The sequence below is a fragment of the Anaerotignum lactatifermentans genome (assembly GCF_016902535.1).
In the GTDB taxonomy this organism is placed as follows: Bacteria; Bacillota; Clostridia; order Lachnospirales; family Anaerotignaceae; genus Anaerotignum; species Anaerotignum lactatifermentans_A.
In genome coordinates this window covers 180956-191580 of sequence record NZ_JACSNY010000006.1, presented here as the reverse complement: position 1 = coordinate 191580, position 10625 = coordinate 180956, and the positions used below count along the sequence as shown (strand labels likewise).

The following is a 10625-nucleotide window of genomic DNA, read 5'->3' as shown; positions in this document are numbered from 1 at the left end:
CGATGCGCTTAGGGGACACACCCGTTCCCATTCCGAACACGACGGTTAAGACCTAAGCGGTCGATGGTACTTGGTGGGGAGCTGCCTGGGAGAGTAGATGGTCGCCGGATTTCAATTTTCAATGACGGGGTGTGGCGCAGCTTGGCTAGCGCGCCTGATTTGGGATCAGGAGGTCGCAGGTTCGAATCCTGTCACCCCGAGCCTTTCAATATATGGTGGGTATGGCACAGTTGGTTAGCGCGCCAGATTGTGGCTCTGGAGGTCGTGGGTTCGAATCCCACTACCCACCCTTTTTTATGGGTCACTAGCTCAGTTGGTAGAGCACTGGACTTTTAATCCAGGTGTCTCGGGTTCGAGTCCCGAGTGACTCATTTCTTATTTTTGGGCAGCCGTGGCGGAATTGGCATACGCGCTAGACTAAGGATCTAGTCCAGATTCTGGGTAGGGGTTCAAGTCCCCTCGGCTGCATATAGGATATGCGCGAGTGGCTCAGTGGTAGAGCATCGCCTTGCCAAGGCGAGGGTCGCGAGTTCGAATCTCGTCTCGCGCTTTTTGGTTTCGTTTTTCCTGCAATTATCGTATAATGGGCTATCGCCAAGCGGTAAGGCACAGGACTTTGACTCCTGCATTCGCTGGTTCGAATCCAGCTAGCCCAGGTCTCAAAAAAAGCGAAATCGCTTATAATGGGGTATCGCCAAGTGGTAAGGCAACGGATTCTGATTCCGTCATTCGCAGGTTCGAATCCTGCTACCCTAGTTTCAAAAAAATAAAAACTGTATAATGGGGTATCGCCAAGTGGTAAGGCAACGGATTCTGATTCCGTCATTCGCAGGTTCGAATCCTGCTACCCTAGTTTTTAGGAACCTGATTTTTCAGGTTCTTTTTTTATGAATAGAGTAAGATTTTTGTAAGATTTTTGTAAGATGTTTCAAGAAAATTTAATGGGAATTTATGCATATTTTTGTTAGGCTTATTACAAAAGAATCGCAGCGTAAATGAAAAAGGGGGCATTTTTATGAAAAGAGGGATAATGATTGGTTTAATATTGGCGGGGATAATGACAACGACAGTATGGGCTGAATCGGGCGCAACCTACCGTACCGTGATTCCAACACAAGATGGTACGGTGGAATTTCAGTGCAGGCAGGATTTGTTCCGAAAGGGAACACGCTCATTTCCCTATGGGGGTTTTGCGGTGACAGTTCCTGCTAAAGCAGAAGGAAAGAAGATCTATTTGGACTTGGTGTATACAGATACTGGCCGACAGGCACAGGTTACAATAAGTACTGAACCTACGGAAGAGTTCAAAAAAGGGCTGAATGGCTTATCTCAGCAGGAAGTAAATGAACGCTATGAAAATTTTTATCAAACATTTTCGAGGCTGGAATATGACGTGTATGCGATAAAATTGGCAGCAGAGCATCAGGAATATATTTTTTCCTGTAACGAATATGATACGGCGGAAGGTTTGAAAGATAAAGCATATGGTCTGTCATTGCGCGTTATAGGCGGTAAGGAATATGCAGATAATTTGTTTTATGGTCAGGAGGATCAAATCATCTGTCCGGATTTTTATTACTTTTATTTAGGGACGGATTGGAAAAAAGACTATACGGAGATGCCTTGGGGGATGACCGTTAAGGCGGATGCAGAAGATATCTGGGTCAATGGGGAAGACTATTCTTTGGATGTGCCGGCATATGTCAATGAAGCAGGTACTTTGATGCTCCCTCTTCGTGATGTAATGGATAGTTTACCTCCATCATTTCAGAAAAAGATATTTTGGGACAGAGAAAACCAGATGGCATATGTTCTTTGGGATCAGGAAGTTTATATGATGCGTGCAGGTGAAAATAAGATTGAATTAAGGGGAAAAGAAATTGTATTAAAAACGCCTATGGAAATAAGAGAAGGAAGGTTGTTTCTGCCCATAGAGGGTTTAGAAAATTTATGGAAAGTCTGCAACATCCAAAGGGACTTTTCAAGCCAAACTGCAACAATGGAAGGTACATTGTCATTTTATCAGTCAAAAGCAGAATAAAAAGAGTATACAGATGGAAAGCATGGAACTGTTAAAAGTTCTGTGCTTTTTGATTTTTATTGATTTTAATGTCAGATTCCTTCTTTGACTTACGAATAGTAAAGTGAAAAGGAAATCTTGTTTTTACGCGGGGCTTTCCTTACAATATGCAATAAAGGAGGGGCGGTTATGGAAGACAGAGAACTGCTGCAGTTGATGCAGAAAAATCCGGAAAACGGCATACGGCTGGCCATGAAGCAGTACACGGGCCTCTGCTACTACATCGTTCAGCAGAAGCTATCGGGCCAGCCCAAGGAAGAGGTAGAAGAATGTGTCAGCGATGTATTTCTTGCTTTTTATCATCAATATCAGAAAATTGATCTGGAAAAAGGCAGTATCCGTTGTTTTTTGGCAGTGCTGGCAAGAAGAAAAGCCATTGACCGCCTACGGAAACTGACGGGAAAAGAAACAATCCCTTTGGAGGAAAGCTGGACGGGAGAAAATCAGGTGCAAAAACAGGAGGAACGCAGACAGCTTCTGGATGCCGTTCATTCTCTGGATGAGCCGGATAACAAAATACTGATTTTAAAATATTATTTTGGCTATCCCACAAAAATGATCGCTGCTGCCTTTGGTTTGAAGGAAAATACCGTAGACCAGAAGGCAAGGCGGGGACTGGAAAAGGTTAGAAAATTGCTGGAAGGAGGTGCGTAATATGAAGAAGGAGTTTGAGGAAATGCTGGATATATGGACAGAAGAGGAACTGAAGAATTTTCTGCCGGAGCAGCTGCCGGAACTGGATGAAATGACCCGGAAAAGAATCGAAAAGCGCACTCTGGAAAAGGTAAAGCAGGAAAATAGGAGATTCAGCAAAAAACAGATCGTTGCCGCGGTGGTTTGCATCGTGGCTGTGCTGGGAATCGCTGGGAGAGGACCGATTCTGGCGGCCTTTGAAAAGCTGTTCCATTATCTGCCGGGAGTTGGCGTATATGTAGACGAGGAAGGAACTCAGATGTACAGCGCAGAGTTGATTCAGGATACCTTTACGGAAAATGGCGTTACGGTGACGCTGAAAAATGTTTACGCCAAAGGCATTGCAATCCACATGGAGCTTGTGATGGAGGGGGAAAACCTGACAGAAGGCATTTTGGAAGGACAGGATGACTTTGATTATCTGAAAGAAAAATATCCGGTGACTATGGAATATAACGGAACGGAATATGAGTTAAGCAGCAATTCCGGAGAAATCCGGAAGGAGAATGACGAGAATGTCAATAGATATCGTCGTCAGATCATTAGATCAGTTTCCAATACGGCACAGCTGTATACCGTAAGGATCGCTGGCTTTGAAACGCCGCTGGTGTTCCGTCTGACAGCTAATGAAGGCACTGCCGATCCGGAAACTCTTGGTGTCAGCCAGACGAAGAGCGGCATCACCTTAACAGCTTCGGCGGAAGTTACAGAGGATGGCATTGCGGTAGAACTGTACCAGGTATATCAGACAGAGGAAATCCAAAACGCAGAAACGGATTTTAGAAGACAGGTGCTCATTTATGGGATAGACTATGGAGATGAGGACGCATCACAGGACTGGATAGAGGTATATCGTTCCCAGAATTACGTGGAAAATAAGGATGGCGCAGTTCTGAAAACGATTCTGGAAAGTCAGGAAGATATGCAGAATGGTCTGCGGTTTGTGGTAGAAGGCACCGAGGCGGATTTCCCCATTACCATCCATCGGGGGCCGACCACGGTGGAAACCAGTGAAACACAGAGCATTGCGTTGGATTTGCCGGAAACCGGTGAAACGAAGACCATGTCGGAACAGCTGGAGTTTGCCTATGGAACTGTGGAAATTCTGGAAGTTTCCGTTTCTGATGTGTTCCAGCAGAGGGTAGGCACTGGGGAAAATACCGTGGATGTCCCCAGAAGAGATGTGGAGATTTCCTATCGTGTTGTACCCAAAGAGGGCGTTTTCCAAATGTATGCTGTATCGGCGGAAGCTCCTCGAGGGTTGGCCAACGGAGTGACTTCCGACTGGGATTATAAGGAGAATATCTTTACCTTTGGAACGGATGTGGCCGAGGATCAGGAAACGCTGGAGGCTACGTTTGCGGATCCTTATCTTTGGGCTGTGGAAGATTTTACATTAGTCATTGACACACCAAAGCAGTTGGAATGAGATTTGAGAATGGAAAAATAGAAATATTTTAGAAGGGCTGTAATGAAATAATTTGTTATAGTCTGCGGCGGCAAAGAATATATGGTTCTTTGCCGCCGCTTTTTGTATTTTCAGTCGTAGAGTTATAAAAGGGCATGATAATGCAAATTCCCTGAAAGACAAAGAATACAGGTGGAGAAAAGCTGCTTTGCCCGCGGAAAAAAGAAATACCACTGGGAAGGAAAATGTTCTGGGGATTAAAAAACAATGGAAAATGGAGAGACAGGATTTTTTACAACGAAAAGTTTTTGTGTTGTAGAAACCGCGATGGGAAGTGAAACCAGATTAGTAAAAGAAAAGGAAATATCGAAAGCAGACTTCCCTTAAGAATACAGCGATTCTTTATTCTTTGATTCCTTAAGGAAGGCTGAGGCAAAATTTCCTGAAAATAGGTTTATGGTACAATAGTAAACACAATTTAGTCGTTTATCATAATAAAATTATTATAAAATTGTGTAAAATTATTCTATGAATATCCTCTCTTTTATGATATGCTGTAAGTGAGTTAGAGAAAAATTATAAATGCATTTATAAACAAAGTAAAAATAAGCAAAAATTACGTATTTTAGTGACTATTATGTAAAATAATGAAAGGTGGTTATAATAAAATTACAAAAGAGAAGATTTTCAAGTAGCTTGAAATCAGAATTATTTGAGGGAGGAATGAACGTGAACAAAGAGAAAAAGCAGGCAAGGGCTCCAAAGCCCTTGGAAGCAGTATTGATATTGATTGTTCTGATTGCTGTGATCGTTGTCTGCATCAAGATGCAGGTTGGCGCTCAAATGGCTTTGATGGTAGGTACATTGATCGCGGCGTTGGCGGCATTGGCCTTTCATAATCCATGGAGCGAGATACAGAAGGCAATGCTAAAAACCATTGACGACAGTATGATGGCAGTGCTGATTCTGGTTTTGGTAGGTATTATGATTGGCGCGTGGATGATCGGCGGTACAGTACCTTCCATTATGTATTACGGACTGATGTTTTGTACTCCGTCACTGATTTTGCCCTTATCCTTTGTGCTTTGTGCGCTAATGTCTGTATTTACAGGCACCAGCTTTGGTTCTATCGCGACAATGGGTTTGGCGTTGACGGGCGTTGCCGCCGGTATGGGAATGCCTCTTCCGATTGTAGTAGGCGCGGTAATTTCCGGATGCTATTTTGGGGATAAGCTTTCTCCGATGTCCGATAATACCAATATGGCTTCTGCAATGACAGGCGTTGGTCTTTACGACCATATCGGCGGGATGATGCCTACGGCGATTCCGGCGACGGTAGTGTCTCTGATACTTTATACGGTAATCGGTTTCAAGTACGGTTCCGGTGTCATGGACGATACCAATATTATTTTGATGATGGATACGCTGAACGCGCAGTTCCATATTTCACCGATTGCAGTAATTCCAGCAATTCTGATGCTGGTCGTATCCGCGAAGAAAGTACCATCTCTTTTGGGGCTGGGCGGATGCGCCACATTCTCCATTGTATTTGCGGCGATGATTCAGAATGTTTCCGTCATCGAAGTCATGCAGGTTGCTTTTAACGGCTATGTATCGGAGAAAGGTGTTGCGTTGGTAGATACCATTTTGTCCAGAGGCGGTATGGCCTCCATGTCCGGCACGATTTTCCTGATTCTGGCGGCAAGCCTTATGGGCGGCGCTTTAAAAGCGAGCCGGATTTTAGAGGTTCTGGTAAATATGCTGATGAAGGTTGTTAAGAAAGTATTTTCTCTGGTTTTTGTCACCATGCTTTACAGTTACTTTATTTTGCTGCTTTCCGGCAATCAGGTACTTCCACTGGTTATGGCAGGGCTGGTATTTAAGCCCGCCTACGAGGATATGGGGATTTCGCTGAAGGTGTTATCCAGATCAATGTCTGACTCGGCTACGGTAGCGGCGCCGCTGGTTCCCTGGGGCACATCCTGTTCTTACGCAATGGGGGTATTAGGGATTGGAATAGAGTATATACCATTTGCGTTTTTCTGCTACATTGTACCAATTTTCTCATTGGTTTTTGCCGCACTGGGGATTTTTGTCTGGAAAACAGGAGGGACACCACAGACAGAAACAGAAAGCATCAGTCCCGCGGAAAAATCCTGAAATCAGAGAAAAACAGAAAAAATTCCCCACGGAAAAAACATTTTTCTGTGGGGAATGAAAATAAAAGATCAGAATTTCTTGATGCGAAGTTCACGCAGATAGTTGTAAAGTGTAGCCTGAGAAATGGAAAGCATTTCGCATACCTGCGGCACAGAATCTTTTACAGAGAAAACACCTTGATATTCCAGCATACGGATCACTTCCAGCTTCCCTTCCTTGGAATCAAGGGAGAGGGGTTTCAGTTTTTCAATAGAGTTCAGAATAACCTGACGCATGGTTTTCTGGATATAGTTTCCATCGGAAGGAGAAGGAGCATCATCTTCCTGAATGGAGTGGAAAGAAAACTGTTCCTGCAAAAAAGCCAGGATCTCAAGGGGAAAGCTGATATCCTGATTGACGCAGAGCAGAGCACAGGGAGTCCCTTCCTCATCGCGGAAGATAAAATGAGAGGATCTGAGCGCTTTTCCGGAAGGAGAAGAGCTCTTATATCCAATCAGCTGATCGGAATCCTTTGCTAATTCGAGGATACTATGGTACATCAATTCATCGCCGTTGTATCCGACATCTCTGCCGGTGATATAAGAATGCTCGATAAAAACGATTTGATGCAGCCTTAGATCATGCAGCGCTACCTCTGTATGTGAGCCAAGCAGAGCGGCCAGGCCAGAAGCCAGACCTTTTAACATTTCCATAAGGTCGGTGGTTGGCATTTTTTATCACCCCTATATTATAATAATTTTCTTATAAATTATATTGATAATTATTACACAAACGGCCCGTTCCTGTCAAGAGAGGCGGGAATGGGATTCATAAAGAAGGAGGAATTATGATGAGAGATTATGAACCGAAGAAAATGAAGCAGGTCCATTTTACAGGTATTCGCCGGGTACTGGAAAAGGCCAATATCGTGAAGCCCGGCGGCATCATTCTGGTAAACGCGGATATGGTGGAAGAAGCCGACCTGAACGCGACACGAAAAGATGTGAAGGTAGTGCCCGTCCACTGCGATACTCTGGCTGACCAGGTAAAAAATCCCAAGGGCGCCAATATCGTAATGATTGGTGCCATCGCCAAGCTGTTAGGAGACTTTGACCATGAAACCGGCGTAGAAGGTATGAACGATATGTTCCGGAAGAAAGGGAAGAATAAATATGAAGCTCTGAATGCGGCGGCGTTTGAGGTGGGATACTATGCAGTCTGAAATGAATGTTGAAAGAAAAGATCAAAGCCAGAATAAGTCCCGTATGGTCATTATGATGGTGGTACTGGGGCTGGCCTATTTCTTCAGCAATTTCCACCGGCTGTCTCTTGGGGTAGTCAGCGATACCATACAGACGGAATTTCAGCTTTCCACGGCCCAGTTGGGGCTGTTGGGCTCGGCTTTATTTTATCCATATGCCATCATGCAGCTTCCCTCCGGGGTCATCGGCGACAGAGTGCCGGCAAATAAACTGATTGCGGCCTCCTGTATTTTGACGGCCTGCAGCACATTATTATTTTCTGTTTCGCAGCAGTTTTCACTTCTGGTTGTTGCCAGAATGATGGCAGGCGTTGCGACGGCATTGGTTTATGTACCGGCTCTGGCGGCCATCCGGCGGAAATTTGGGGATGCCGTTTATGGAACCATGGTGGGCATCATGGTTTCTCTGGGGCAGATCGGTGCGGTCTGTGCCTCCGCCCCGCTGCAGTTTTTGACCAATGTACTGGGATGGAGAAAAGCGTTTTTTATCATTGGATGCCTGACGGTGGTATTAAGTATCGGCTGCTGGTTTTTTATTGATGATAATAAAAACGGCACGCAGACAAAACAGAAGAAGGAAAATGCGTGGAAAATGGTGGTACAGCCCTTTGCCATCGCGCTGATCGTCTGGTTCTTCATAACCGGCGGCAGCCGTTTGTCTTTCCAGAGTCTCTGGGGCGGAAAATTCTTTACAGAGGCCCTTTCCATGTCTGCAGACGCGTCCAGCATTATGCTGATGTGCATCAGCATTGGCTGTATCGTAGGCGCAAGTATTCTGGGCAGTATCAGTGATAAGATCGGCAGCACAAAAACAGTGGTATTTTCCAGCCTGATCTTTGTATGTACATGGATTGCTTACGCCGTATGCAAAGAAAACAGCAGCCGCCTGTTTATTGGCGCGGTGGGAATCCTTCTGGGTGCCTTTGGCGCCGGCGGCTTTACCGTAGGATTCAGCTGTATCAGCCTTTTTGCCAAAAAAGAATATACAGGAACCATTACGGGTATCGTAAACTTCTTTACCTTTTTGGGAAGCGCTATCTTTACACAGATTTGCGGGAATTTCATGGAGAGCCTGCCTATTTCTACTTCCAGAGGGCAGTTCCAGGTGCTGTTTATCTGTTTCGCCGCTGCCTCTTTGATTGTGACACTTTTCCTGTGGGGCTGCGGAAGAAAAATGAACGGTGCGTCAGACAAATAAAAATATATTGTCTCAGAGCGGAGAAACCGCAAGTCACTTCTTGTGCCGGTACAGCAGGATTTTCGTGCGGATAACGGAACACTGGACCGGCGTGGGAAGAAAACCGAAAGATGTGTGATATTTTGAAAGGAGGAGCAGGATGGAATTAAGAATTAACCGTGCGGTGAAAGAAGGAAAGAAAGTAAGCTATGCCATTGAATCCGGCGAGCCCATGTCTTATGATGTGGACTGTGGGGAAGGCATCAATATTGTTATGGCGCCGCCTGAAGCCAAAAAGGCTTTTCAGGACCTGACCTTTGAAATGCTCCAGCCCTATCCTCATTCGGTGGGTGTAAAGGACAGCGTGATCGCATACTGGAAAGATTACGCGGCATTGGATTACAAAAGGATTTTCCTTTGCGATGGCTCTATCAGCGGCTTATATCTCATCAACCGTCTTTTTCTGGAAAAAGGCGATCGGGTGTTGGGATATGTTCCTCAGTTTTCTACATACCAGACAGATGTGGAAATGAATGGGTGTGTCTACGATCAGGTATTGCTGAAAAAAGAGGAAAATTATAAATTTAGCGCGGAGGATGTTCTGGAGATGCTGAATGAGCAGCATAAGCTGGTCTACCTGGACAATCCGAACAATCCCACAGGACAGATAATTCCTATATCTGAAATTGAAAAGATTCTGCGGGCTGCCCGGATGAAAAATGTCTTTGTCATCGTCGATGAAGCCTATGGGGATTACATGCCGAAACAGAATTCCGCTGTGCAGCTGGCGGACCGATACGACAACTTAATCGTTGTAAAGACCTTTTCCAAGGGCTTTGGTCTGGCAGGGCTGCGAGCCGGCTATCTTGTTTTGCCCTCGGAGCTTGTTCGGTATGTGAATAACATCTCCAATCCTTATGCCATGTCGGAATTGTCCCGGAGTGTTGCTGCCCGGACCATAAAAGACGAAGCCTTTCTGGAAGTATTGATGGAAAAAACAAGCCAGATCAAAAGACAGCTGCTGGCATTAAAGCTTCGGAACATTTCCATTGCGGAAACCGCAGATACGGTGTCGATCTGTCTGCTTACGCATCATAACACGGAAGTAGACCTGGCGAATGAATTTGCCAAACGGCGGATTCTGGTTATTTCCGGGAAAGATTTTCATAATTTAGGCAAGAACTCGGTTCGGCTGCGTGTTCCGGGAGAAAGCGAGATAGAAAAAGTATTGAACGCACTGAAAGAAATTGACGAAAATTAAAGATCAGGTAAAATTCCCCCCCCCAATTTTATAAACCTTCAGACTGGCATAAGAGCAATCTGCCAGACTGGAGGTTTCTTTTTTGCGGCATTTTTCTATGACAGAGAAAAAGAATGTGGTATGATGAAAACGAAGAAAAAATAAAATTATTTTGGAAAAATGAAAGATTTTCCCGGTTTCATTCGTATTGAGAGTGAAAGCAAATTATTTGGGAGGGATTTCTATGAAAAAACTGATGGGACTGGTTCTGGCGGGAGCGCTGGTATTGACTTTGGGCGCCACCAGTGTATTGGCGTCGCCTTTTGGCCATGGTATTATGGCCCAGAGAAGAGACGGCAGCTGTCTGGTCAACGGTACAGGCTGGTGTCAGTATGTGGATGAAAACGGTGACGGCGTTTGTGACAACTGCGCCGGGAAGGGGCTCTGCACGGGAAATGGCTGGTGCCAGTACGTGGATGAAAATGGTGACGGCGTTTGTGATAACTGCGCCGGAACAGGACTTCGTACAGGAAATGGACAGCAGTATCTTCGGCAGACCAGTGGCGGAAACGGCTGGGCCGCAGGCGGATGCCATGGCGGTTATGGACGACATTGCAGATAAAACGG

General features: G+C 45.2%; 9 protein-coding genes, 8 tRNA genes and 1 rRNA gene. 17 read left to right on the top strand and 1 reads right to left on the bottom strand.

Annotated elements, in window-relative coordinates; all coding sequences use genetic code 11:
* The 13 genes from rrf to nhaC all read left to right on the top strand — a co-directional run.
* Nucleotides 1-110 (top strand): 5S ribosomal RNA (gene rrf / locus H9X84_RS06920); the annotation flags it as partial.
* Between the two features lie 15 nt (nt 111-125).
* Nucleotides 126-200: transfer RNA gene (locus tag H9X84_RS06915), tRNA-Pro, on the top strand.
* A gap of 15 nt (nt 201-215) precedes the next feature.
* Nucleotides 216-289 (top strand) — tRNA-His (locus H9X84_RS06910).
* 9 nt (nt 290-298) lie between these two features.
* A tRNA-Lys gene (locus tag H9X84_RS06905) sits at nt 299-371 on the top strand.
* Nucleotides 372-385: 14 nt separating this feature from the next.
* Nucleotides 386-468: transfer RNA gene (locus H9X84_RS06900), tRNA-Leu, on the top strand.
* Nucleotides 469-478: 10 nt separating this feature from the next.
* Nucleotides 479-550 (top strand) — tRNA-Gly (locus H9X84_RS06895).
* 34 nt (nt 551-584) lie between these two features.
* Nucleotides 585-656, top strand: a tRNA-Gln gene (locus tag H9X84_RS06890).
* A gap of 28 nt (nt 657-684) precedes the next feature.
* Nucleotides 685-756 (top strand) — tRNA-Gln (locus tag H9X84_RS06885).
* Nucleotides 757-781: 25 nt separating this feature from the next.
* A tRNA-Gln gene (locus tag H9X84_RS06880) sits at nt 782-853 on the top strand.
* A 162-nt stretch (nt 854-1015) separates the two neighbouring features.
* Nucleotides 1016-2041, top strand: a complete 1026-nt coding sequence (locus H9X84_RS06875; protein WP_205133569.1) for a stalk domain-containing protein — start codon at nt 1016-1018, stop codon at nt 2039-2041.
* A 168-nt stretch (nt 2042-2209) separates the two neighbouring features.
* Nucleotides 2210-2734 carry a sigma-70 family RNA polymerase sigma factor gene (locus H9X84_RS06870; RefSeq protein ID WP_205133568.1) on the top strand — a complete coding sequence of 175 codons (525 nt, stop codon included), beginning with the start codon at nt 2210-2212 and terminating at the stop codon, nt 2732-2734.
* Nucleotide 2735: 1 nt separating this feature from the next.
* On the top strand, nt 2736-4202 hold the full coding sequence (locus tag H9X84_RS06865) for a hypothetical protein (protein ID WP_205133567.1): 1467 nt from the start codon (nt 2736-2738) through the stop codon (nt 4200-4202).
* Nucleotides 4203-4910: 708 nt separating this feature from the next.
* Nucleotides 4911-6341: a Na+/H+ antiporter NhaC gene (gene nhaC, locus H9X84_RS06860; protein ID WP_205133566.1), complete on the top strand. Its 1431-nt coding sequence runs from the start codon at nt 4911-4913 to the stop codon at nt 6339-6341.
* A 68-nt stretch (nt 6342-6409) separates the two neighbouring features.
* Here the strand turns inward: nhaC and H9X84_RS06855 are convergent, their stop codons facing one another.
* Complete coding sequence (locus H9X84_RS06855; protein WP_205133565.1) at nt 6410-7051, bottom strand: helix-turn-helix transcriptional regulator; 642 nt, start codon at nt 7049-7051, stop codon at nt 6410-6412.
* A 119-nt stretch (nt 7052-7170) separates the two neighbouring features.
* Here H9X84_RS06855 and H9X84_RS06850 point away from each other — a divergent pair, with 119 nt between their 5' ends.
* The 4 genes from H9X84_RS06850 to H9X84_RS06835 all read left to right on the top strand — a co-directional run bounded on the left by H9X84_RS06850 (nt 7171) and on the right by H9X84_RS06835 (nt 10620).
* Nucleotides 7171-7542, top strand: a complete 372-nt coding sequence (locus H9X84_RS06850) for a 2-oxoacid:acceptor oxidoreductase family protein (RefSeq protein WP_243423589.1) — start codon at nt 7171-7173, stop codon at nt 7540-7542.
* Nucleotides 7532-8779, top strand: coding sequence for an MFS transporter (locus H9X84_RS06845; RefSeq protein ID WP_205133563.1), 1248 nt, complete (start codon nt 7532-7534; stop codon nt 8777-8779). Before H9X84_RS06850 ends, H9X84_RS06845 begins: the two co-directional genes overlap by 11 nt.
* 139 nt (nt 8780-8918) lie before the next feature.
* A complete protein-coding gene (locus H9X84_RS06840; protein ID WP_205133562.1) occupies nt 8919-10019 on the top strand; it encodes a pyridoxal phosphate-dependent aminotransferase in 1101 nt (366 codons plus the stop codon).
* Nucleotides 10020-10242: 223 nt separating this feature from the next.
* The gene (locus H9X84_RS06835; RefSeq protein WP_205133561.1) at nt 10243-10620 is read left to right on the top strand and encodes a hypothetical protein; all 378 of its coding nucleotides are present in this window, start codon (nt 10243-10245) and stop codon (nt 10618-10620) included.
* Nucleotides 10621-10625: the final 5 nt, after the last annotated feature.

Coding starts and splice junctions, on each gene's coding strand:
- H9X84_RS06835 (WP_205133561.1), top strand. CDS start 10,243: ATGAAAAAACTGATGGGACTGGTTCTGGCGGGAGCGCTGGTATTGACT.
- H9X84_RS06850 (WP_243423589.1), top strand. CDS start 7,171: ATGAGAGATTATGAACCGAAGAAAATGAAGCAGGTCCATTTTACAGGT.
- H9X84_RS06855 (WP_205133565.1), bottom strand. CDS start 7,051: ATGCCAACCACCGACCTTATGGAAATGTTAAAAGGTCTGGCTTCTGGC.
- H9X84_RS06870 (WP_205133568.1), top strand. CDS start 2,210: ATGGAAGACAGAGAACTGCTGCAGTTGATGCAGAAAAATCCGGAAAAC.
- H9X84_RS06875 (WP_205133569.1), top strand. CDS start 1,016: ATGAAAAGAGGGATAATGATTGGTTTAATATTGGCGGGGATAATGACA.
- H9X84_RS06840 (WP_205133562.1), top strand. CDS start 8,919: ATGGAATTAAGAATTAACCGTGCGGTGAAAGAAGGAAAGAAAGTAAGC.
- H9X84_RS06845 (WP_205133563.1), top strand. CDS start 7,532: ATGCAGTCTGAAATGAATGTTGAAAGAAAAGATCAAAGCCAGAATAAG.
- H9X84_RS06865 (WP_205133567.1), top strand. CDS start 2,736: ATGAAGAAGGAGTTTGAGGAAATGCTGGATATATGGACAGAAGAGGAA.